A 21,477-nucleotide genomic window follows, 5' to 3' on the forward strand; every position below is an offset into this window, starting at 1 on the left:
CGCTTAAGAAAAAAGCTTTGGGGTTGGGGATGGATGCAGTCTGGTATGGCTTTGTAATTGCAGGGCTGGTGGTGGGTTTTATTGTCGGCATGACCGGTGTGGGCGGTGGCTCATTGATGACGCCGATTCTGCTGTATTTTGGCATCAACCCGGCCACGGCAGTCGGCACCGACCTGCTGTATGCCGCGATTACCAAGGCCGGTGGCGTGCATGCCCACCAGAAAAACAAGAATATCGACTGGACGATCACCGGCTGGCTGGCCTTGGGTAGCGTACCGGCTGCTGCGTTAACGCTGCTGGTGTTGCATAATCTGCATGCCGATACCGAGGCGCTGAACCGGGTAATCAAGCAGGGCCTTGGCTTTGCGCTGCTGTTTACTGCGGTAGCGATTGTGTTTAAAAAGCAGATGATCGCTTTTTCGCAACGTCATGCGGGCGACGCGTTTCATGTGGCTGGCCCGCGACTGAATCTGCTGACTGTGTTGACGGGTGTGCTGCTGGGCGCGATTGTGACGCTAACTTCAATTGGCGCAGGCGCTTTGGGTACCGTGGCCTTGTTTGTGCTCTATCCGCTGTTGCCGACCAAGCGTCTGGTGGGCACCGAAATTGCGCATGCGGTACCGCTGACCTTAGTGGCTGGCTTGGGGCATGCCGGAATGGGGAATATGGATTGGGGCTTGCTCGGTTATTTGCTGCTGGGCTCTTTGCCTGGTATTTATCTGGGTAGCCATCTGTCAGGGCGGGTGTCGGACACGGTTTTGCGCCCCTGTCTGGCGGTAATGCTGGCGATGATAGGCTGGAAACTGGCTTTTTAAATTGACGATGGATTGTTGCAATGAACTTTGAACAAAAATTAAGCGAATCAATTGCCCTGCTGCAACGCATTGCGGCGGAATATTCGCCTGCAGTATTTGCCAATTCATTTGGCGCCGAAGATATGGTGATTACCCATTTGCTGGCCAAACATCAGGTGGCGATTGATATTTTCAGTCTGGATACCGGCCGCTTGCCTGCCGAGACCTATACTCTGATGCAGGAAGTGGCCTTAGCTTATCCATCACACCCGATCCGGGTATATTTCCCTGATACTGCGGCCGTTGAGCAGTATGTCAACCAGAACGGTATCAATGCTTTCTATGATTCGGTTGAGCTGCGCAAATCTTGCTGCCATATCCGCAAAATCGAGCCGCTGCAGCGTGCACTGAAAGATCGCAAAGCATGGGTAACCGGTTTGCGCCGTGAGCAGTCGCCAACGCGCACAGATCTGGGCTATCAGGAGTTTGATGCTGGCAATGGCCTGGAGAAATTCAACCCGCTGATCGAATGGACCGAAAAAGAAGTCTGGGCGTATATCCGTGCCGAGAATATTCCATACAATAAATTGCACGATCAGCATGTGCCATCGATCGGCTGTGCGCCCTGTACGCGGCCCATTGCAATGGGCGAGGATATTCGCGCCGGACGCTGGTGGTGGGAAAACCCCGAAAACAAGGAATGCGGTCTGCACGTTAAAAAGATTTAATGTTGCGCAGATTTGGCTAAAAACAAAACGCCCACAGATTTGGGCGTTTTTTTATGCCAGCCAATTGACACTACTTGCCAGCATCACTAAATTGGTATGCTTGTATGGCCAATTGCATTGGCTATATTGCAGTTGAATTTTCCCGATTTTGTTAGCGTTGCGCCGGTTTTGCGGATGGAGCATGGTGCAACTGGTCTGATTTTTCCAAACCAAATGGGTTTGAGCCCTGATCGGCCCAGCCTGAATTTAATGCAGTGGAGGGGAGTGAGTAATGAGTCAAATCGAGTTTTTGATTGGTGTTGATGGTGGCGGTACTGGGACGCGTGTAACGATTGCAGGCCTAGATGGCGTGGAAAAAGTCCGCGCCGAAGGTGGCCCATCAGCGCTGGGCCAAGGCGTGGACAAGGCCTGGACCAATATTACGCTGACGATCCGGGAAGCATTCAAAAAACTGGGCATCGACAAATGCGACTTCAGCAAGTGCGCAGTGGGTTTTGGTTTGTCAGGTGTGACGGTAAAAGCCTGGGCGCAGGAATTTGAAAACAAAAATCCCGGCTTTGCCCGCATTATTGTTGAAACCGATGGCTACTCAACGCTGCTGGGCGCGCATAACGGCGCGCATGGGGCCATTATTGCGATTGGTACCGGCTCGATCGGCGAAGCATGGTTGCCAAGTGGTGAACGCCTTGAAGTGGGTGGCTGGGGCTTTCCAACCTCAGACGAAGGCTCGGGCGCTTATCTGGGTCTGAAGGCGATTAATCATGTGCAGCGCATTATGGATGGCCGTCGTCCGCTGACCGACTTTGGTCGCAAATTGCTGACGGTCACTGGTGATACGCGCGAGAAAGTTTTTGAATGGATGGGCGCAATGAAGCAGACCGAATGTGCTTCTCTTTCGCCTATTGTGGTTGAGTTTGGCGCTAGTGATGAAGTGGCACGCAGCTTTTTGAATGACGCAGGCCAGGAAATCGTCAATATCGCCGCTGCTTTGCGCTCAACTGCACCTGATCTGCCGATTGCCATTTGTGGTGGCGGCTTGTCCGAAGCGCTGCGTCCCTATATTCCGGCTGATTTTCTGGCTAGCACTGCCCGACCACAAAAAGATTCATGTGCCGGAGCTTTGATTTTGGTCGCGCGTGAATACAAATAAGTAATACATCAAAGCGGGAAGGTGGTGTGGTATGCAAAACCTGAATAAATTGCTGGTCTTAAAACCGGATAATGATAGTGCGACACCGTTGTATCTGCAGTTCGGCCACAAGCTGGCTGCCGCAATTCATGCCGGTTTCTGGAAAGCAGACGATCCCCTTCCTTCCGAGCGTACATTCTGCGAAGTGCTCGGCATTTCGCGGGTGACGGCACGCAAGGCGCTCGATTTGCTTTTTGATCAGGGGCTTATCCTGCGCCGTCAGGGGTCGGGTACCTATATCACGCCCAAGCTTGAGCAGCCGCTCACGCGCTTGACCAATCTGTCCGAGATGCTTAAGCAGCGCGGTTTCCGCCCGGCATCAAAATGGCTTAAGCGTGAAATCATGCTGGCCGGTTCAGAGGAATTGCTGCGGCTGAATCTGAGCCCGAATAGCCGGGTGGCACATCTGGAGCGTTTGCGTCTGGCCAATGATGTCGTTATGGCGGTCGAGCGAACCTCGCTGCCATATCACTATGTGCCTGAGCCCGAGAAAATCGGCGAGTCTTTGTATGATTTTATGCGTGATGCCAATCTAAGCGTGGTGAGGGCGATCCAGAATATTGGCGCAGTTAATGCCACTCCCGAGCTGGCGGCTTTAACTGGCGTTGAAGTGGGGGCCGCAATGCTGCACCTGACCCGGGTTGGCTATCTGGAGGATGGTGCCGCAGTCGAATTGACTCACTCCTGGTTCAGAAGCGACTACTACGACTTTGTCGTTGAGCTTTATCGTTAAAACAGTGTGAATCTCGTCACCTAAAAGCGTGTGAACTTCGGTTTGCACGCTTTTTTTTTCAAAATGTTGCGTTGATGATACAAAAATACACAGAGGATGTAGCATTTTCTGGGGCTATTTTGGGGAATAAAAACGGTGTTGTTGATCTGGCGCGCTTTGGCCGATTAGGGTTTTTTTGTACTTTGTGCCGGCTCTAAAAAGTAAAAAACAACATTTTTCAAGGTTTGTAGGCTTCTGTTTTGAGTTTATTGTGCTGATTTGAAAGGATAAAAAATGCAGATAAGTTCCATTGCGTGTAGTTTTTGAAAACCATTCGGGTTTTTGCCTACAGATTTTTGATGGAAATGATTTACGGCTCGCCCGGTGCCAAACTTCGCAGCTCGTTTCCGTCTGGCAAAGAGGGGCTTTTTTGACCGAACCGAGGTTCACCCTGCTAATGAATTGCGGTACTCTTGCCGCTATGGTTTCAGACAGCAGATGCTTTACCGCTTGAAATGCAACTGAATGGTTGCCGGTTTCTTGGTGTTGGGCTTCATGCCGCAAATCGATGCATGTTCGAAGTAGTTGTACGCAGATCAGCTGGTTTTTGCGTCATTTTGACAACTTGGAAATTCGTGTTGACTCTGAAATTTGTTGTGATTTAAAGTAGTTTTGCAGTTGTAAATCTTGTGTATTTTTCTGCGACCCAGTGTTGCGCGTATTCATGTCCATGTTAGGAGTTGTTATGAACTTTAAGCGTTCTGTTATCGTTGGTGCTACTTTGTTCGCTGCATCAATCATGTCTGCTCAAGCTGCAACTAAAGTTGAGTTCTGGTCTCACTCTTTGGCTCCAACTTACGATGCATACCACAAAGAAGTTGTTGCTAAATTCAACTCTTCACAAAAAGACGTTGAGCTGGTTCATAAAGATCTCGGCTGGGGCGCAATGAAGCCAGCTATCGTTGCTGCAGTTGCTGAAGGTAACGTTCCAGGCTTGGCACTGGTTCCAACTAACTGGATGGTTGAAATGGCTCCTAAGCTGTTGACTCCAGTTGACAGCATCATCAACAAAGCTCAATTCACTGGCGCTGCTTTGGCTAACGCGACTACTGATGGCAAACTGTACGGTTTCCCTTCATACCAAGTTACTGCCGTAATGGTTTACAACAAAGATTTGTTGGCTAAATCTGGCGTGAAACCAGACTTCAAATCTCTGGACGACGTATTCGCTGCTGCTAAGAAAATCCACGCAGCTACTGGCAAACCAGGCTGGGCTCCTAAACTGCAAGACGGCTTCACTGGCTGGTTCATGTTCGAAGGTCTGCCAGTTATCCAGAACGGCAAAGCTGTTTACAACAGCCCTAAACACGTAGCTCTGGTTCAAAAATTTGCTGATGCTTACAAAGCGGGCACAATCGTTAAAGACACTAACCTGACTTTTGACGAACAAATCGCTATGTTTGCTAACGGCGGCGTAGGCATGTTCGCTGAAGGCGGCCACGCAGTTAAGAAAATTAAAGATGCTAACCCAGCTGCTTACAAGGCTGCTGACGTTACTACCTTCCCATTGGGCGACAACGGCAAATTGGCATTCGGCGGCTGGACTACTATGTATGTAGTTCCAAAAGGCCAGAAAGACATGAAATCTGTAGGCGTTGCTGGTAACTTCATTACTGGTGAGTGGGCTCAAGAGCAATTCGCTAAAGCTTCTTACACATTTGCTTCTACTAAGACCGCAAATGCTGCAGCTTCTAAAGATCCATCTTTGAATGACATGACTGATCCAGGCAAAAAAGCATTCAAAATGGGTGGTCTGGTTATCGACAAAACTCGTCACCTGTTCCTGAAAGACTTGCCAGGTAGCGTTGATGAAGGCGCATTGTCTAAAGCAATGGACGCTAAAATCGAAGCCGCTCTGCAAGGCCGTATTTCTGTAAAACAAGCGTTGGACGAAGCTGTTGCTGATTCTAACAAACGTCTTTCTGCTAAATAATATTAGCTAGCAAGATTGAGGCGGTAAGTGCTTAATTGCACTTACCGCTTTTTGTTTTTATTCTCGGATAATTCAAATTAATTGCCGTCGCCATTTGCACCATTTTTGGGAATCATCGATGATCAGGCTATTAATTAGATTTATCTAATGTTTTGTTTTCTTGTGTCCGAGCTTTGTTGTTTTGTAAGTCATTGGTTGGTATGCCATATCTGCTGATATGCCGGACTGTTTCGCCATAAAAGAAGCAAGCAAATATGTGATTTTTGGATGGCCTCGGTTATAATGCCAGCACTGTAAATGCGGCTGTTTTTGGTTAATATCAAGTCACAAACGCTGTGTATTGAGTTATTATCTATCCTGTCTGTAACGCACCGAAGAGTCGAAACGTGAAAAACTCCAACTTTATGGCCTATTTCTTCTTGGCCCCCGCCTTGATCCTGATGGGTGTTTTTGTATTTTGGCCCGTGGGCTTCAACACCTATTTGGCTTTCAATCATTATGAGATCGCAGGGGGTGCTGTCGAATGGAATAACTTCGAGAACTTCAAACGAATCTGGGAAGAAGATTTATTCCATCAGGCCGTTAAAAACTCTTTATTCTTCTTGCTCGTTGTGCCGGCCATCCAGCTTGGTTCTCTGCTGATTGCCAAACTGGTTAATAACAAAATGCCGGGCATGACTTTCTTCCGTGCGGTTTATTACATTCCGGTTATTACTGCCATTTCGATTGCCGGTATTGTTTGGCAGTTCGTTTTCAAATACGACGGTATGCTCAATTCGTTCCTGACAGAAATTGTGCATTTCCTGCATATTTATCCTAAGGAACAATTGGTTGATATCGACTGGCTGGGCGATCCTGATATTGCCATGTACTCAATCATGATCTTCACCCTGTGGAAAGGTCTGGGTTACTACATGGTTCTTTACCTCGCAGGCCTGCAAGCAATTCCTGCTGAAGTTGAAGAAGCTGCGATTCTGGATGGTGCAAATGCCTGGGATCGTTTCTGGAAAATCACGATTCCAATGGTAAAACCAACCATCTTGCTGTGTACGATGCTGTCAACAATTGGTGCGTTGAAAGTGTTCCTTGAAGTGCTGGTGCTGACTGATGGTAAGGCTGAGACTTACACCGCCTTGTATTATGTTTACGATCAAGCCTTCCGTAACTATGACTTTGGTGTTGCGGCAGCAGCTGGTTTGGTGGTGACATTCTTCTGCATGATCTTGGCAGCCATCCAATTCCGCTTCTTCGGCGAAAAATAATCAGCCTTCTGGGAGAAAATTAGCATGTTTAAAAGTAAGGAATTGAATCGCATCCTTAGCGTGGTGCTCCAATATGCCAGCTTGTCTGCATTTGGTTTGTTTACCATGTTTCCGTTGTTGTGGGCTTTGTCGTTTGGTTTGTCGAGCGATGGCTCTTATGCTTACCTGTTTCCGGACAGCTTCTTGCCGCACGTTACTGATGAAGCCGGTGGCTATGGTATTGGTGCAACGCTGGTCTGGTTTGAGCGCGTTTTCGTTGAAATTCCGTTTTCAACTTATTTTAAAAACTCGGTCATTATCACCACGCTGGCCGTTGTTGGCACTGTAGTGATCTCTGTTCTGGCTGCGTACCCACTGTCGCGGATGCGTTTCTTTGGTCGCAACTTTATCTTCGTTGCGATTATTGCCACGCTGATGCTGCCACAGGAAACCGCGTTGGTACCTAACTACATCACGATTGTGAAGCTGGGTGATTTTGCGAACTGGCTTCAATTGATGCTGACTGGCAGTGACGCAGAAACATGGAAAAAACTCATTGGTATGAATAGCTACTTGGGCGTGGTATTGCCAGGTGTAGCGGGTGCCTTTGGTATTTTCCTGATGAAACAGGCTTTTGAAGCGGTACCACAAGATCTGATCGATGCTGCCCGTGTTGACGGCGCGACCGAGATGCAAATTCTGTGGCGCGTGATGTTGCCAGTAACGACGCCTTCTATTGCAGCTTTGGCGATCTTTACGCTGGTGAATCAGTGGAATGAATACATCTGGTCTTCAATTGTGATGCGTGCCAAAGACATGCAACCATTGGCTGTGGGTGTATTTAACGATTTGACTGGCCCGCTGTCTGGTTCGCAAAACACTTTGATGGCTGCGATTGTGTTGACGGTTATTCCTGTACTGGTCTTCTTCGCCTTCACCCAGCGCTACTTTATCTCCGGCATGGATGGTGCTGTTAAATAAAATGCCCGTGCATTGGCGCTTTACAAAATACCCAATTCAGAATTAAGGAAATCAAAATGGCTAGCGTAACTCTTAAAAATATCAAAAAGAACTACACCAAAGACGTATGTGTCATCAAAGGTGCAGACCTTGAGATTAAAGACGGTGAATTCGTTGTATTCGTAGGCCCATCAGGCTGCGGTAAATCAACCATGATGCGGATGATCGCTGGTCTGGAAGAAATTACCTCAGGCGAGTTGTACATCGGCGACACACTGGCCAATGATGTACACGCGTCAAAACGTGGTATTGCGATGGTGTTCCAGTCTTACGCCCTGTACCCGCACATGACTGTGTACGATAACATGGCTTTCGCGTTGAAACTGGCTGGCACGCCAAAAGCGGAAATCGACCAGCGCGTGAAAAAAGCCGCTGAAATTCTGCAAATGACCCATTTGCTTGAGCGCAAGCCAAAAGCCTTGTCAGGTGGTCAGCGTCAGCGTGTAGCGATTGGTCGCTCTATCGTGCGTAACCCGAAAGTCTTCCTGTTTGACGAGCCATTGTCGAACTTGGATGCTTCATTGCGGATGAATATGCGCGTTGAATTGTCTAAATTGCACCAAGAATTGAAAACCACCATGCTGTACGTAACGCACGATCAGGTTGAGGCGATGACCCTTGCTGACCGTATCGTGGTATTCAATGCCGGCATTATTCAGCAAGTTGGCACGCCGCTGGAAATGTACGAGAACCCATCTAACCTGTTCGTTGCGGGCTTCCTGGGTTCACCGAAAATGAACATTTTCGAAGCGCAAATCGTTGGCGTTGAGCAAAGCGCTGCGGTTGTTCGCTTGCCAAAAGGCATTAGCGTACGTGCTGCTGTGAATGCATCAACGGCTAAAGTGGGCGATAAAGTGACTCTGGGTATTCGTCCTGAACACATCCAATTGTGCGAAGAAAACGATCCGGAGGGCATCCCAGCGCGTGTTGACTTGACCGAACACTTGGGCGACATCGTTCTGGCTTACGTTGAAATTCCTGGCATCAACGAAATCATTTGTGCCAAATTGCCATCGAATATGACTGGCCTGAAATACGGTGATTCAGTACGCATCAAATTCCCGGAAAAACACAGCATGCTGTTTGACGCTGAAGGTCAGGCATTCAAACGCGTACGCAGCTAATTACCGCTGTGTGTTGCAAAAACCCGCACTTCTTATGAAGGCGGGTTTTTTTTATGGCTGCGCAATCTGTGTGCTGCCGACACGCAAACCTGCTGCAGTATGAAACCGTGTCGCGCGGAGCCTGATCCATTACAATACCGCTTCATTGAATTGAGCAGATCGGCTATGGGCAATAGACAAATTTTCCTCGACACTGAAACCACAGGTTTACGCGTCGAAGACGGCAACCGCATTCTGGAGATTGCTGCGGTTGAAATGATAGACCGCAAGTTATCCGCTCCAGATCGCCATTTGCACCGCTATATCAATCCGGGGCGCGATTCGGAAGAGGGCGCGTTGAATGTGCACGGCCTGACCACGCAGTTTCTGGCCGACAAGCCCAAATTTGCCGCCATCGTCGATGAGTTTTTGGAGTTTGTGCGCGGCAGCGAGCTGATTATTCATAATGCGCCGTTTGACGTCGGCTATCTGAATATGGAGCTGGGCAAGCTCGGGCGCGGCAAAATCGAAGATTACGTCGAAAGCGTCACCGACACGCTAAAAATGGCCAAAGACCTGTGGCCGGGCAAGCGCAATAGCCTCGATGCCTTGTGTGACCGCTACGAAGTCGATCGCTCAGGTCGTACTTTGCACGGCGCTTTGATCGACTGTGAGCTGCTCGCCGAAGTCTATATGGCGATGACCCGTGGGCAGGATAGCCTGCTGATCGACTTTGCGCCCACGCAAGAAGAAGCCGCCGCCGACGCCGCTCGCCGCAGCCTGCGCGCGCCGCTGATTCGTACCCAGCCTAGTGCAGAAGATTTGGCGCTGCACCACGCCTATCTGGATGAGCTCGATAAAATCAATAAAGCCGATTGCCTGTGGCGCACTTTAGAACCCAAACCGGCCGCACCTGAGGCTTAACATCATGAGTGTTTGCATGAATACCACCGAATTAAAAACTGCCGCGCACGCCGCCTGGGAAGAGGGCGAGCTGACGCAGGCCGAGCAACATTTTCTGGCCGCTTTGGCGATTGACGAGCAAGACGCACAAACGCATTACGATCTGGCGCTCTTGTATAAAAACAGCGAGCCAAGCAACTGGCCGCTGGCGCAACGCCACAATGCGCGCGCGCTCGAAATCAAACCTGACGACGAAGCAGCATGGTGGAATCTAGGCATTGCCGCCACCGCCAATCAGGATTGGGTCACGGCGGCGCAAGCCTGGGCCAAGTTTGATCAAGCATTCAGTGCCGAGCAATTGGCCGCGCTAACTACCGGCAACGAACGCGTCGCGATTAGGATTCGCGTGGGTAAGCAACAGGAAGTGATCTGGGGCGAGCGGCTAGACCCGGCGCGGGCGCGCATCAATGGCGTGCCACTGCCCGATCTGGAAATCGGCCACGGCGATATTCTGCTGCTCGATGGCGTACCGCGCGGCGCACGCGAGTTGGATGGCGTGAGTTTCCCTGTGCATGAAGTGCTGGAACGTATTTATCAGCATACTGCGGCCACGTATGTGATTGAAGCCGAAGTACCCGATGAGCTTGCACAAGATACCCTCTTTAAAGTCGCCACCGATGCGTGTTTGCCGATTGCCGACTTTGATTTCAATGTCGCCAGCGAAGCACCCAAATGGTTAGTCGTACGCCAATACGGCGTCGCCGCAATTGAAGATCAACCCGTCGCCGACCTGATCGCCGCGTGGCTCACCGCGCGCAGCGACGTGATTATCCGCGATGTGTATGTAGCCTACCCTGAAGAATGAAAAAAATCGCCCTCGTTCCCGCCGCCGGTAGTGGCAGCCGCATGGCCAGCTCCACGCCGAAACAATATATCGATCTGCTCGGCCAGCCGCTGATCGCGCACACGCTACGCGCTTTGCTGGGTGCTGGGCAGATTGATCAGGTTGTCGTTGTGATTTCGCCCGAAGATGAATGGTGGGGTAGCTATGACTGGGCGGCTTTGCTTGGTGAAGCGTTGCGACTGCACGTGCTGCGTGTCGGCGGCGCGAGTCGTGCCGAGTCGGTGATGAATGGTTTGGCCGCGATGGTCGAAATCCCCCCTAGCCCCCCTTTTTCAAAGGGGGGAATTGGTGGCGTTGATTCTGGCGGTCATGCATCAGTCGCCAGCGATCGAGTTCCCCCCTTTGAAAAAGGGGGGCTAGGGGGGATTTCTGCCATTGCTGAAATTGCCGCTGATGAAGATTGCTGGGTGCTCGTCCACGACGCCGCCCGCCCATGCCTGAGCAGCGCGCAAGTTGATAGCATGATTACCCAGCTGAAGTATGACGCTGTAGGCGGCATATTGGCTGTCCCTGTTGCAGATACCCTCAAGATCTCCGCTGCCGATCAACGCATCGCCCGCACCACGCCACGCGATGGCCTGTGGCAAGCTCAGACCCCGCAAATGTTCCGCCGTGGCGAATTACTTGCCGCGCTACAAGATGCCTTGCCCGATCATGTGGCCGACATTACCGACGAAGCGAGCGCGCTCGAACGTTTAGGTAAATCACCCAAACTCATCATGGGCAGCCCGTGGAATTTGAAAGTGACGTATCCGCAGGATTTACACTTGGCAAAGTTATTATTACTTGCTTGATTCTTAAGTTGTTAATGTTTACTTAAAAATTTCTTTTGGGATGATGATTATGATGATGCGTAAATTTTGTGCTGTGATTGGATTTTCTCTTTGTTCCTCGCTGGCGTTTGCAGGTCCATTTGGCGAAGATTTGCAACGCTGTATGATTAATTCGACGACGGAAGAGGAAAAAAGCGAGCTGGTAAAAATGTTGTTTTTCGCTTTTAGCGCTCATCCAACTTTGGCTGATTTACAGGTGGATAACCCTGAACTCAAGATGCAGACAGAGCAAAACGTAGCGAAAATTTTACAGCGATTACTCACGATGCAATGCGCAAAACAGGCGCGAATTGCGCTGGCAAATGAAGGTATGCAAGGATTCCAGCAAGGTTTTGAAGCGCTAGGAAAAGCCGCGGCATTTAGCTTGAACCGAGATCCGAATGTTCATAAAGCGCTAGGTGGTTTTATGCAGTATGTCGATTTGACCAAATTGCAAGAAAGTCTACGGCCAAAAGATAAGTAATATCTAGCACGGAGTTCAGTTAACTCATTCAAACCGGAGTCTAAACCTCATGTCATTACCCTTTCGTATCGGCCAAGGCTGGGATGTTCACCGTATGGTGTTGGAGCGCCCGTTAATATTGGGTGGGGTGCATATACCCTATGAAAAAGGTCTGCTCGGCCATTCGGATGCCGATGCGCTCTTGCATGCGATTACCGACGCGGTGCTGGGCGGGGCGGGGCTGGGTGATATTGGGCGGCATTTTCCTGATACTGCGGTCGAGTTCAAGGGCGCTGATAGTCGCGTGTTACTGCGGGAGGCGGTGGATCGGGTGCGGATCGCTGGTTGGCGCGTCGGTAATGTGGATGCGTCGATTTTGATTCAGCAGCCAAAAATGGCGCCGCATATTCCGGCGATGGTCGCCAATATTGCCGCTGATTTGGGTATTGATCCGACTTGTGTGAATGTCAAAGCCAAAACCTATGAAAAGCTCGGCCCGGTGGGTGAGGGCGATGCGGTTGAAGCGCAAGCCGTAGCTTTGCTGTTGCCGGCATAAAGTTGCGGATGGGTATAGCCTTGTAGCCATTATTTATATTGATCTGCAGGTCTATACCCTTGAGGCGAAAAGCAGCCGGAACAGCCATTTCCGGCCTTCTTCCAGCAGCCAGATGCTGGCGGCAACGGCGATGCAGAGTGGCCAGTCGCTCCACTCCATGCCGTGCGTGGCAAACAGCGCTTGGGCGGGCGGCCAGTGGACGGCGATGATTTGCAGTGCCAGCACGCCCAGCAGCGATAACCACAACATCCGATTGCTGAAAAAATGCTCGTTCAGCGCGCTGTGGCGTTCATTACGCGCGTTAAATACATTAAAAAACTGAAACAGCACAAAAGTGGTAAACGCCATCGTCGCGGCGCTTTCCTCACTGCCACTGTTAAGCCCCCACGCCAAAACGCCGAGCGTGCCGACCATCATCGTGCCGCCATAAGCCAGAATGCGTAGCAGGCGTGGTGGGGTGAGGACGGCTTCGGATTGGCTGCGTGGCGGCTGATTCATAATGTCGGCGCGCGCCGGATCGAGCGCCAGCGAAATGGCCGGTGGGCCATCCATAATGATGGCGATCCATAAAATCTGGATCGGCGTAAACGGCGCGGGCAAGCCCAGCAGTGGGGCGACAAACACCGTGAGCACTGCGCCGATGGTCGTTGAGAGCTGAAAGCGCACAAATTTCAGGATATTTTCATACAGCGTGCGCCCCTGATGAATAGCGCTGACAATGGTGGCGAAATTGTCGTCGGTCAGCACCATCGTCGCGGCTTCCTTGGCGACGGCGCTGCCGTTTTTGCCCATGGCGATGCCGATGTCGGCGGTTTTGAGCGCGGGCGCATCGTTCACACCATCGCCCGTCATCGCCACCACATGCGCTTTGGCTTGCAGCGCGGCGACGATTTTCACCTTGTGCACGGGCGAAACGCGGGCAAAGACGGCGATTTCGTCGACTTTGGCGGCCAGCTCCGCGTCGCTCATGCTGTCCAGCTCGGCGCCGGTGATGCAGTGCCCCCTTAGCCCAAGCTGATTGGCGATGGCCAGCCCCGTGCTTTGGTGATCGCCCGTGATCATTTTGACGGCAATGCCCGCCTGCTTGCAGTGCGCAATGGCGCTACCCGCTTCCTGACGCGGCGGGTCCTGCAGGCCGATCAGGCCGAGCAAAGTGAGATGCTGAACGTGCGCCATCTGTGCGGCTTGTTCATGCTGCGGTGCAAACTGTTCTGGCGTTAGCTGGCGGCAGGCAATCAGCAAACCGCGCAGGCCTTGAGCGGCCAATTGCTGATAATGCTGCAGCGCCGCTGCGCGCCCGGCCAGATCCATTTGCTGCACCTGATCGCCCAGCTGAATGTGGCTGCATAAATCGAGCAGTACATCGGGTGCGCCTTTCACATACAGCAGCACGCCCTGCGCGTTGGCATGAAAGGTCGCCATGTATTTATGCTGGCTATCAAACGGCACTTCGGCCAGCCGTGCCGGGCTGGAGGTGGGGGCGGACAGCTTGCTCGCCAGCACGCGCAAAGCCGCTTCCATCGGGTCGCCAATCACTTGTTCGTCGTTCAGATGGCTGTCGTTGCAGGCGGTAAGCGCGCTGCTCAGCACGGAAAAATCCGGCAGCGGGGCGGTGTCTTGCGCGTTGACTTCGCCTGCGCGCTGATAGCCCTGGCCGCCAATGACAAAATGGCGTTGCTGATACCACAGCGTGCGGGCGGTCATCTGGTTCAGCGTCAGCGTGCCGGTTTTGTCCGAGCAGATCACTGTGGTGCAGCCCAGCGTTTCCACGCTGGCCAGCCGTTTGACGATGGCGTGCCGCTTGGCCATCTGGTGCATGCCCAGCGCCAGCGTCACCGTGACGACCACCGGCAGTCCTTCCGGAATGGCCGCGACGCCCAGCGCGATGGTGTTGATGACGATATGCGCCAGTTGTTCGCCGCGCAGCCATTCGAGCACCGCCAGCATGCCCACCAGCACAATGGCGATCAGGCCGAGTTTTTTGCCCAGCCGGTCGAGCTGCTCCTGCAGTGGCGTCGGCGCTTCCCGGCTATTGGCCAGCGCCAGCGAAATTTGCCCCATTTCGCTCGCCAGCCCCGTGGCGCTCACCATCATTTCGGCCCGGCCACGCGTTAGCAGCGTGTTCATGTAGGCCATATTGTGCCGCTCGGCCAGCGTGGTGTGCAGGTTGAGCGCCGCGCTGGCTTCTTTGCGCGTCGGGATTGATTCGCCGGTGAGTGTTGATTCGTCAATTTCCAGCCCGGCCGCCACGATAATCCGCCCATCGGCAGGGACGCGATCACCCGCCTCCAATAGCACAATATCGCCGGGCACCAGCTCGCTGGCATCGACGCTGCAGCGCAAGCCGTCCCGGCGTACGCAAGCTTGCGGTGGCAGCATGGCCTTGAGCGCCGACAGGCTTTGCTCGGCGCGATATTCCTGATAAAAGCTCACCAGCGCATTGATCAGCACCACGGTCAGGATGATGGCGGCGTCTTTCAGATTGCCGATCAGCGCCGAGAGCAGCGCTGCGCCAAGCAGCACCAGAATCAGCGCGCTGCGAAACTGGCTAATCAGCACCCGCCAGCGGCTGCGGATGGCCGTTTGTGGCAGTGTATTGTCGCCAAATACGCTGCGCTGCTGCCGTACTGCGGCGGCATCCAGCCCTTGCGCGGGCGTGACGCCCAATCGCGTGCTAATCTCATCGACATCCAGCGCATGCGCGTGGCTGAGTGCGGGCGGGTGTGCGGAAACGGATGGAATGGGCATGATGAGCAAGAGCCAAAGCGCAGATGATTCAGTTTAGCCCCCGGCGGCGCTTTGGGCTGCTGAATCTGCTCTGGGCGTGCAGTGATGGTGTAGTCGATAAATTGAGTGGGGTATGTGTATGAAGAGCAAGTTGATTATTGGCTATATGGCAATACTGCTGCTGGGTATCTCAATGTCATTGCGCGCAGAATATGTCGAGACCTTTACGCCCCGGCACCAGCTGGCGACGCAGCTGGCTGCGGCCTTGCAGGACGCTTTTCCGGCAGCGGCGGTGCGCTCATTTTCCGGCCAGATTATTATCACTGCGCCTAACGAAGCCAGCTACCGGAAAATTCGAGCGCTGGCCGCGCAGCTGGATCAGCCAGTGCGCAGTTTAACAATCACCGTCGAGCAGCGCTCGCTGGCCGAGCGGCAGGTGCAGGCGCTTGATGCACAAGGCCAGGTGGTGATCGGTACTCAGGGGAGCGAGGCCCGGCTTGATCTTGGGCTGGAGCAGCAACACAGCCGCACCACGGCTGTTAGTCAGCAGACTTTGCGCACGCTCGATGGTGGTACGGCGATGATTATGCTGGGGCAGCAGCGTTTTGTGCCGCAACTGAGCTTTATCCACCGCCCGGTTTACCAGATACGCCAATACGGCGGCGTCTGGCAGGTGGCGGGCAGCGGCTTTTATGTCGCCCCAGCCTTGCTCGGCGATCAGCGCATCAGCCTGAAAATTGCCCCGCAGGCCAGCAGCTTGCAGCGCGATGGCCGCGTGAATGTGCATGAGGTGTATAGCGAAGTGGAAGGGCGGCTGGGCGAATGGCTGCCGATTGGCGAGACGCAGGCCGAAAGCTCCAGTGATCGACGCCGCCTGGCCGGGGTCGATCAGCGCGCCAGTCAGACGCGTTACAGTGTCTGGGTTAAGGTTGAACTGGCGCAGTAAGCGGATGGCCATCGAGCCGGTGCAGGCTGAGTGTGCTGCCATCCAGTTGCAGATAGCCGCCTTGCCCCTGATGCCAGTCGGGCAAGACATAGCGCGTACCTGATGGGTATATGTGTACAGCTGGCTTGTGTGTATGGCCGTGGATCAATACCCTGCTGGTGTATTTTTGCATTGCGGCCTCAATCGCGGCATCGTTCACATCCATGATCATCATGGCTTTGTGCTGGTTCATCGCTTGCGATTTCTGCCGCAATTTGGCCGCTTCGCGGTCGCGAATCCGGCGTGGCAGATGCAGCCAGATCCATTGCACCAGCCGGTTGCGCGCCAGCTTGCGATAGCGCTGATAGGCCAGATCGTCGGTGCAATACGCATCGCCATGCGCCAGCAGCAACGCTTGCCCGGCAGGATTGATCACGCTCGGGTCGGCAATAATGCGCAGGCGCGCCTCGCGGGCAAAGCGCTGGCCGGGCAGAAAATCGCGGTTGCCTGGCATAAAGTACAGCGCCACCCCGCTGTCGGCCAGTTGCGCCAGCTCGCGCGCTATCTCGCCATAAAAGGTGTCGTCCAGCTGATCGTCGCCCAGCCAGTATTCAAATAGATCGCCCAGGATATACAGCGCTTGCGCCTGCTTGGCGGTGCGCGCCAGAAAATGCCGAAATGCCGCTACGGTGGCCGGGTCTAGCGGGCTCAGGTGTAAATCCGAGATGAAAAGCGTAGGACGGTTCATGGTCTTGGCATGTAAAAAAAGCGCGGTGAACCGCGCTTTGGATCAGATGATGGATCGGTAATTAAGCCAGCACTTCAGCTTTGACGATGATCACGTCTTCTTTGGGTACGTCCTGATGAAAGCCATTGCTACCGGTTTTCACTTTTTCAATTGCATCTACCACGTCCTGGCCTTCAACCACCGCGCCAAATACCGCGTAGCCCCAGCCTTGTGCTGTTTTGCTGCGGAAATTCAGGAAGTCGTTGTCGGCTGCATTGATAAAGAACTGCGCCGAAGCCGAATGTGGATCAGGCGTGCGTGCCATGGCGATGGTGTAAATATCGTTTTTCAGACCGTTGTCCGCTTCATTCTGAATGCTGGCGCGACCGTCTTTTTTCTCTTTCATGCCTGGCGCAAAGCCGCCACCCTGAATCATAAAGCCATCAATCACGCGGTGGAAAATCGTGCCATCGTAATGGCCGTCGTTCACGTATTGCAGAAAGTTGGCCACGGTAATCGGCGCTTTTTCAGCGTTCAATTCCAGAACGATATCGCCTTTGCTGGTGCTCAGTTTTACTTTGCTCATCAGAGTCTCTCCGGTTGGTATGAAGATGGATTTGTATTATTTGCTGTTTGTTTTTGGTGCCGCGACTTTGGACGCTGCTTTGCCCGGTTTGGCGGGTAGCTCGCGTGCGCTGATCAGCTTGACGGCTTCGGCGGGTACATCGCCCGGCAGTGTCGGTACTTTGGCGATCTGGTCGATCACTTCAATCCCGCTGACAATTTTGCCAAAAACGGTGTAGCCCCATTTGTCAAACGAAGGGTAGTTCAGCGAGTCATTATTGACCAGATTGAAATAAAACTGGCTGGTGGCCGAGTGCGGTGCGCCGGTGCGCGCCATGGCAATGCTGCCCCGGTCATTTTTCAGGCCTTTCTCGAACGCCATCTGGGCTTCGTTTTCAATCGCGGCTTTGGTTGGTTTTTGCTCCATTTGCGCGTTAAAACCACCACCCTGGACGACAAAATTATTAATCACACGGTGAAAAACTGTGTCGTCATAATGCTTGGCTTTGACGTATTGCAGAAAGTTGGCCACCGTTTTGGGCGCGGCTTCCGGGTAAAGCTCGACGACGATTTTGCCCTTGGAGGTCACCATTTCGATTTGCGGGTTGGCTGCGAATGCGGCCAGGCTAGAAAGTGCCAGTGCGGCGGCTGCGACAAAGCGTTTCATGGGGCGTCCTGCTGATTGAAATTCCGCAAGGGAATCAAAGATGAAAAATATCAACGAATCATACCACGGCGGCGGTGTAGAATTGTGCGTCTGATGGAGCTCACTCATGTTCAAACTACCCACTCTGGACCAATTTATTGGCGAATTCGACACGGTTTTGCGCACTCTGGCGGCACCAGCGACGAGTGTTCGCCCCCATCCTGATCGCGAGCTGGCCGAGGCCGAGCTGAGCGAGGCAGAAAAAACCCACGCAGCGGGCCTGATGCGGGTGAATCATTGCGGCGAAGTGTGCGCTCAGGCGCTGTATCAGGGGCAGGCACTGACTGCGCGTGAGCCTGCGGCGCGTGAGGCTTTAAAGCAAGCCGCGGCCGAAGAAGTCGAGCATCTGGCCTGGACGCGGCAGCGGCTCGATGAGCTGGGCAGCCATCGCAGCCTGCTCAATCCGCTGTGGTACGCCGGCTCGTTTGCCATGGGCGTCACCGCAGGGCTGATTGGCGATAAATGGAATCTGGGCTTTCTGGCCGAGACCGAGCGCCAGGTGACGGCGCATCTGGAAAGCCATCTGGCGCAGTTGCCCGAGCAGGACGCCAAAAGCCGCGCAATTGTGACGCAAATGGCGATTGATGAAACCAGCCACGCCGAGCAGGCGATCGCCCTAGGCGCAGCGCCACTGCCTATGCCGGTGGTGAAGCTGATGAGCGCCACCTCCAAAGTAATGACCAGTTTGTCCTACCGCATTTAAATCAAGGGCTTGATAGGGGTATTGCTCTGTAGCTATTGTTAGTTAATGGCTGTATGGCAATACCCCTATTTATTTGATTCTCGTCTATCCCATCCGGGTTCCTGATTAGGTAGTCACCTCAGCTTTCTTACGCAGCCAGCGTTCGGTTTTTGGTTCGCAAGTTACGGCCGCCGTGAGTAAGTGCAGGGGCAAGGTGTCCAGTCGAAAGCGGCGATTGAACCGGTAGGCAATCGCTGCTAAATACCGATCCGCATATTTACTAAATGCGAATGCATGATACGTCCCCGATAAGCTGGTTTTTACATTCCCCAGTACCGTATTGATCCAGTGAAACATCGGCAAATCTTTCGGTTTCCTACCGCCAGCCACATACGGCTGGTGAGTACAGCCCACTTCGCTGACCGCTGTGAAGCAATACAAGCCATCAGAAATCACCTGCGTACCCGGCGTTAAACACGCCTTCGCCCATTCGATGATGGCTTGCTGACTAAACCCAGCCACTGGCGTGAGCTTGAGATAGATGGGGTGCTGCTGTTCATCCAGCGAAACCGCCGCCACAAAGGGCACTTTATTTTCCGAACCTCGCCCAACTTTGCCGCCTGAGCGCTCGCCGCCTAGATAGGCGTCATCGATTTGCACCGTGCCACTGAGCGTATAGGCTGAATCTCGTTGTTGCATGGCCTGCATGATTTTATGTTGCATCAACCAAGCAGTGCGGTAATTGATGCCGAGCTGCCGTTTCAGTGCCAAGGCCGACAAACCAGTTTTGGCTTCACCAATCAAATACAGCGCCAGAAACCAGATCCGCAGTGGTAGCAAGGTTTTTTGCAGCAAGGTGCCTGCGGTGAGCGAGGTTTGTTTGCGACAAGCGGCACATTGGAACAGCGGATGAGTGCGGCCCTGAATGCGATAGCAGGCGGTATGCTGGCAATGTGGGCAGCGAAACCCTTGTGGCCATCGGGCCCGTTCCAGCGCGGTACGGCACTGATCTTCGGTAGCAAATTGACGATGAAACTCGGGGAGCGATAAACCGGGTTGGAACTGAATGCGATTCATAGCCATGATGTCGACTCCTGATAGGCGCTACATACTGTCAGTATGATTCAGCAAATCAATGTTTGCTGAGATGGCTACCTAATCAGGTCCGGGTTTGTTGTAGCCTCTGTGTAATAGTGCCTTGTTGATTACAGTCAAGATGTGCTCGTAAGCAAAATGGCAATCTAGTCCTGACGCAAAAATCTTTATCAATAAAGACCCGCGCAATTTCAGTGACTGGAGGTCGTGATGGCTAAGAATCGGTGGTTAATGGCAGCAGCAGGGGTCGGGATTCATATCTCGATTGGCTCCGTGTATGCATGGAGCGTTTTTTCCAAACCTTTGATGGCGCAATTTGGCTGGAGCCTGAAAGAAGTCGGCTTCACCTTTGGTCTGGCCATCTTTATGCTCGGCATGTCGGCGGCCGTGATGGGGCATGTGGTCGAAAAACGCGGCCCGCGCTTTTCCGGCACGATTTCGGCCATCTGCTGGTCGCTCGGTTTGCTCGGCGCGGGTTTTGCCGTCTCGATCGGTAATTTATGGATGCTGTACTTGTGCTACGGCGTACTCGGTGGGGTGGGGCTGGGGACGGGTTATGTCACGCCGGTTTCAACGCTGATGAAATGGTTTCCTGACCGTCGTGGTCTGGCGACCGGGTTGGCGATCATGGGCTTTGGCTTTGCCTCCTTCTTTGGTGCGCCGCTGATGGCTGAGTTGATCCAGACCGTCGGCATTGCCAATACCTTCTACACGCTGGGTATTTTGTACGCGGTGGTGATGTTATCGTCGGCCCGCTATCTGGAGCCGCCACCTGCAGGCTGGAAACCGGCTGGCTTTGAAGAAAGCCAGGCGTCTGGCAAAGCCAAAGTGGCGATGGATCTGATGCCAATGACGGCTAATGAGGCGGTGAAAACCAAACCGTTCTATGGTTTGTGGATCATGATGTTTATTAATATCACTTGCGGGATTGCGGTGATTTCGGTGGCCTCGCCAATGACACAGGAAGTCACTGGCATGAGTCCGTTGGCTGCCGGTGCCGTGGTCGGGATGATTGGTCTGTTTAATGGTGGCGGCCGTCTGGTCTGGGCGACGATGTCCGATTATCTGGGGCGCCCGAATACCTACATCACCTTCTTTACCATTGAAGTAGTGGCATTTTATTTCCTGCCTTCAATGCGCGACGCGCTGGTGTTTCAGGCGGTGCTCTATCTGATCATGACGTGCTACGGCGGCGGCTTCTCTACACTACCTGCGTATATCGGTGACTTGTTTGGTACCAAGCAAGTGAGTGCGATCCACGGCTATGTGCTGACCGCCTGGGCAATGGCAGGGCTGGTGGGCTCGTCATTCGCGTCCTTCCTGCGTGAAGCATCAGGCAGCTACGCGGCGATGACGGTGGTATTTGCAGTGATCTTCCTGTTTGCTTTTGCCGTATCGGTGGCGATGAAGCTCTTTGTCAATCGCGAACTGGCGAAAAAGCAGGCGCAACTGGGCGATGTGGCCCTGAGCGCAGCAGGGCGCTAGTTCCGGGAGCAGAAGTTTCATAAGTTTGATTTGCCGCAAAAAGAGCCGATTGTTCGGCTCTTTTTGCTGGTTTTAGGTAATTGTGGTGATCTTTTGCGCTGGCTAAGCGCCTAGAATATGATCTCTGCATGTCTTTGCTGGTAAGAAA

At 53.1% G+C, this 21,477-nt stretch carries 21 protein-coding genes; 16 read left to right on the plus strand and 5 right to left on the minus strand.

All coding sequences use genetic code 11. The annotated features are described in order from the left end of the window. The first annotated feature begins 29 nt into the window (after positions 1-29). The 13 genes from ABHF33_RS12160 to ispF all read left to right on the plus strand — a co-directional run bounded on the left by ABHF33_RS12160 (position 30) and on the right by ispF (position 12,418). Positions 30-815 carry a sulfite exporter TauE/SafE family protein gene (locus ABHF33_RS12160; protein WP_157669721.1) on the plus strand — a complete coding sequence of 262 codons (786 nt, stop codon included), beginning with the start codon at positions 30-32 and terminating at the stop codon, positions 813-815. Between the two features lie 20 nt (positions 816-835). Further along, positions 836-1,522, plus strand: a complete 687-nt coding sequence (locus tag ABHF33_RS12165; protein ID WP_348944207.1) for a phosphoadenylyl-sulfate reductase — start codon at positions 836-838, stop codon at positions 1,520-1,522. A gap of 271 nt (positions 1,523-1,793) precedes the next feature. Next, positions 1,794-2,672 carry a BadF/BadG/BcrA/BcrD ATPase family protein gene (locus ABHF33_RS12170; RefSeq protein ID WP_348944208.1) on the plus strand — a complete coding sequence of 293 codons (879 nt, stop codon included), beginning with the start codon at positions 1,794-1,796 and terminating at the stop codon, positions 2,670-2,672. A gap of 31 nt (positions 2,673-2,703) precedes the next feature. Next, entirely contained in the window at positions 2,704-3,444 is a 741-nt protein-coding gene (locus tag ABHF33_RS12175; protein WP_198314569.1) for a GntR family transcriptional regulator, read from the plus strand. A 724-nt stretch (positions 3,445-4,168) separates the two neighbouring features. Next, positions 4,169-5,416 carry an ABC transporter substrate-binding protein gene (locus ABHF33_RS12180; RefSeq protein ID WP_348944209.1) on the plus strand — a complete coding sequence of 416 codons (1,248 nt, stop codon included), beginning with the start codon at positions 4,169-4,171 and terminating at the stop codon, positions 5,414-5,416. A 386-nt stretch (positions 5,417-5,802) separates the two neighbouring features. After that, positions 5,803-6,678: a carbohydrate ABC transporter permease gene (locus tag ABHF33_RS12185; RefSeq protein WP_232522560.1), complete on the plus strand. Its 876-nt coding sequence runs from the start codon at positions 5,803-5,805 to the stop codon at positions 6,676-6,678. Positions 6,679-6,702: 24 nt separating this feature from the next. Then, on the plus strand, positions 6,703-7,638 hold the full coding sequence (locus ABHF33_RS12190; protein WP_348944210.1) for a carbohydrate ABC transporter permease: 936 nt from the start codon (positions 6,703-6,705) through the stop codon (positions 7,636-7,638). A gap of 56 nt (positions 7,639-7,694) precedes the next feature. Then, a complete protein-coding gene (locus ABHF33_RS12195) occupies positions 7,695-8,801 on the plus strand; it encodes an ABC transporter ATP-binding protein (RefSeq protein WP_348944211.1) in 1,107 nt (368 codons plus the stop codon). Positions 8,802-8,966: 165 nt separating this feature from the next. Next, on the plus strand, positions 8,967-9,704 hold the full coding sequence (gene dnaQ, locus ABHF33_RS12200) for a DNA polymerase III subunit epsilon (protein WP_157669715.1): 738 nt from the start codon (positions 8,967-8,969) through the stop codon (positions 9,702-9,704). Between the two features lie 16 nt (positions 9,705-9,720). After that, positions 9,721-10,548 carry a tetratricopeptide repeat protein gene (locus ABHF33_RS12205; protein ID WP_348944212.1) on the plus strand — a complete coding sequence of 276 codons (828 nt, stop codon included), beginning with the start codon at positions 9,721-9,723 and terminating at the stop codon, positions 10,546-10,548. Further along, positions 10,545-11,381, plus strand: a complete 837-nt coding sequence (locus ABHF33_RS12210; RefSeq protein ID WP_348944213.1) for an IspD/TarI family cytidylyltransferase — start codon at positions 10,545-10,547, stop codon at positions 11,379-11,381. The genes ABHF33_RS12205 and ABHF33_RS12210 overlap by 4 nt, the downstream gene beginning before the upstream one ends. Before the next feature lie 49 nt (positions 11,382-11,430). Beyond that, positions 11,431-11,883 carry a hypothetical protein gene (locus ABHF33_RS12215; protein ID WP_348944214.1) on the plus strand — a complete coding sequence of 151 codons (453 nt, stop codon included), beginning with the start codon at positions 11,431-11,433 and terminating at the stop codon, positions 11,881-11,883. A 49-nt stretch (positions 11,884-11,932) separates the two neighbouring features. Then, a complete protein-coding gene (ispF, locus tag ABHF33_RS12220) occupies positions 11,933-12,418 on the plus strand; it encodes a 2-C-methyl-D-erythritol 2,4-cyclodiphosphate synthase (protein ID WP_348944215.1) in 486 nt (161 codons plus the stop codon). A 51-nt stretch (positions 12,419-12,469) separates the two neighbouring features. On the opposite strand, the gene ABHF33_RS12225 is transcribed toward ispF, so the two are convergent. Next, positions 12,470-15,166, minus strand: coding sequence for a cation-translocating P-type ATPase (locus tag ABHF33_RS12225; RefSeq protein WP_348944216.1), 2,697 nt, complete (start codon positions 15,164-15,166; stop codon positions 12,470-12,472). A 118-nt stretch (positions 15,167-15,284) separates the two neighbouring features. On the opposite strand from ABHF33_RS12225, the gene ABHF33_RS12230 reads away from it, so the two are divergent. After that, positions 15,285-16,091 (plus strand): hypothetical protein, encoded by an 807-nt coding sequence (locus ABHF33_RS12230; RefSeq protein WP_348944217.1) that lies wholly within the window; start codon positions 15,285-15,287, stop codon positions 16,089-16,091. Here ABHF33_RS12230 and ABHF33_RS12235 read toward each other — a convergent pair. The 3 genes from ABHF33_RS12235 to ABHF33_RS12245 form a co-directional block, all read right to left on the minus strand. Continuing rightward, positions 16,069-16,818 (minus strand): UDP-2,3-diacylglucosamine diphosphatase, encoded by a 750-nt coding sequence (locus ABHF33_RS12235; RefSeq protein ID WP_348944218.1) that lies wholly within the window; start codon positions 16,816-16,818, stop codon positions 16,069-16,071. The genes ABHF33_RS12230 and ABHF33_RS12235 overlap by 23 nt on opposite strands. A 61-nt stretch (positions 16,819-16,879) precedes the next feature. Then, positions 16,880-17,383, minus strand: a complete 504-nt coding sequence (locus ABHF33_RS12240; RefSeq protein WP_157669706.1) for a peptidylprolyl isomerase — start codon at positions 17,381-17,383, stop codon at positions 16,880-16,882. Between the two features lie 36 nt (positions 17,384-17,419). Next, positions 17,420-18,028: a peptidylprolyl isomerase gene (locus tag ABHF33_RS12245; protein ID WP_348944219.1), complete on the minus strand. Its 609-nt coding sequence runs from the start codon at positions 18,026-18,028 to the stop codon at positions 17,420-17,422. A gap of 106 nt (positions 18,029-18,134) precedes the next feature. On the opposite strand from ABHF33_RS12245, the gene coq7 reads away from it, so the two are divergent. Next, a complete protein-coding gene (coq7, locus tag ABHF33_RS12250; protein WP_348944220.1) occupies positions 18,135-18,770 on the plus strand; it encodes a 2-polyprenyl-3-methyl-6-methoxy-1,4-benzoquinone monooxygenase in 636 nt (211 codons plus the stop codon). Between the two features lie 105 nt (positions 18,771-18,875). Here the strand turns inward: coq7 and ABHF33_RS12255 are convergent, their stop codons facing one another. Continuing rightward, complete coding sequence (locus ABHF33_RS12255) at positions 18,876-19,832, minus strand: IS1595 family transposase (RefSeq protein ID WP_348944221.1); 957 nt, start codon at positions 19,830-19,832, stop codon at positions 18,876-18,878. Positions 19,833-20,054: 222 nt separating this feature from the next. On the opposite strand from ABHF33_RS12255, the gene ABHF33_RS12260 reads away from it, so the two are divergent. After that, a complete protein-coding gene (locus ABHF33_RS12260; protein WP_348944222.1) occupies positions 20,055-21,329 on the plus strand; it encodes an L-lactate MFS transporter in 1,275 nt (424 codons plus the stop codon). Positions 21,330-21,477: the final 148 nt, after the last annotated feature.

Origin of the sequence: Chitinibacter sp. FCG-7 (genome assembly GCF_040047665.1) — a bacterium.
GTDB classification, from domain to species: domain Bacteria; phylum Pseudomonadota; class Gammaproteobacteria; order Burkholderiales; family Chitinibacteraceae; genus Chitinibacter; species Chitinibacter mangrovi.

Bases quoted from the DNA above. Each gene is read 5' to 3' on its own strand.
- ABHF33_RS12180 (WP_348944209.1), top strand. From the start codon at position 4,169: ATGAACTTTAAGCGTTCTGTTATCGTTGGTGCTACTTTGTTCGCTGCA.
- ABHF33_RS12190 (WP_348944210.1), top strand. From the start codon at position 6,703: ATGTTTAAAAGTAAGGAATTGAATCGCATCCTTAGCGTGGTGCTCCAA.
- ABHF33_RS12260 (WP_348944222.1), top strand. From the start codon at position 20,055: ATGGCTAAGAATCGGTGGTTAATGGCAGCAGCAGGGGTCGGGATTCAT.
- ABHF33_RS12175 (WP_198314569.1), top strand. From the start codon at position 2,704: ATGCAAAACCTGAATAAATTGCTGGTCTTAAAACCGGATAATGATAGT.
- ABHF33_RS12210 (WP_348944213.1), top strand. From the start codon at position 10,545: ATGAAAAAAATCGCCCTCGTTCCCGCCGCCGGTAGTGGCAGCCGCATG.
- ABHF33_RS12240 (WP_157669706.1), bottom strand. From the start codon at position 17,383: ATGAGCAAAGTAAAACTGAGCACCAGCAAAGGCGATATCGTTCTGGAA.
- ABHF33_RS12235 (WP_348944218.1), bottom strand. From the start codon at position 16,818: ATGAACCGTCCTACGCTTTTCATCTCGGATTTACACCTGAGCCCGCTA.
- ABHF33_RS12225 (WP_348944216.1), bottom strand. From the start codon at position 15,166: ATGCCCATTCCATCCGTTTCCGCACACCCGCCCGCACTCAGCCACGCG.
- ABHF33_RS12165 (WP_348944207.1), top strand. From the start codon at position 836: ATGAACTTTGAACAAAAATTAAGCGAATCAATTGCCCTGCTGCAACGC.
- ABHF33_RS12195 (WP_348944211.1), top strand. From the start codon at position 7,695: ATGGCTAGCGTAACTCTTAAAAATATCAAAAAGAACTACACCAAAGAC.
- ABHF33_RS12215 (WP_348944214.1), top strand. From the start codon at position 11,431: ATGATGATGCGTAAATTTTGTGCTGTGATTGGATTTTCTCTTTGTTCC.
- dnaQ (WP_157669715.1), top strand. From the start codon at position 8,967: ATGGGCAATAGACAAATTTTCCTCGACACTGAAACCACAGGTTTACGC.
- ABHF33_RS12230 (WP_348944217.1), top strand. From the start codon at position 15,285: ATGAAGAGCAAGTTGATTATTGGCTATATGGCAATACTGCTGCTGGGT.
- ABHF33_RS12205 (WP_348944212.1), top strand. From the start codon at position 9,721: ATGAATACCACCGAATTAAAAACTGCCGCGCACGCCGCCTGGGAAGAG.
- ABHF33_RS12245 (WP_348944219.1), bottom strand. From the start codon at position 18,028: ATGAAACGCTTTGTCGCAGCCGCCGCACTGGCACTTTCTAGCCTGGCC.
- ABHF33_RS12255 (WP_348944221.1), bottom strand. From the start codon at position 19,832: ATGGCTATGAATCGCATTCAGTTCCAACCCGGTTTATCGCTCCCCGAG.
- ABHF33_RS12160 (WP_157669721.1), top strand. From the start codon at position 30: ATGGATGCAGTCTGGTATGGCTTTGTAATTGCAGGGCTGGTGGTGGGT.
- ispF (WP_348944215.1), top strand. From the start codon at position 11,933: ATGTCATTACCCTTTCGTATCGGCCAAGGCTGGGATGTTCACCGTATG.
- ABHF33_RS12170 (WP_348944208.1), top strand. From the start codon at position 1,794: ATGAGTCAAATCGAGTTTTTGATTGGTGTTGATGGTGGCGGTACTGGG.
- coq7 (WP_348944220.1), top strand. From the start codon at position 18,135: ATGTTCAAACTACCCACTCTGGACCAATTTATTGGCGAATTCGACACG.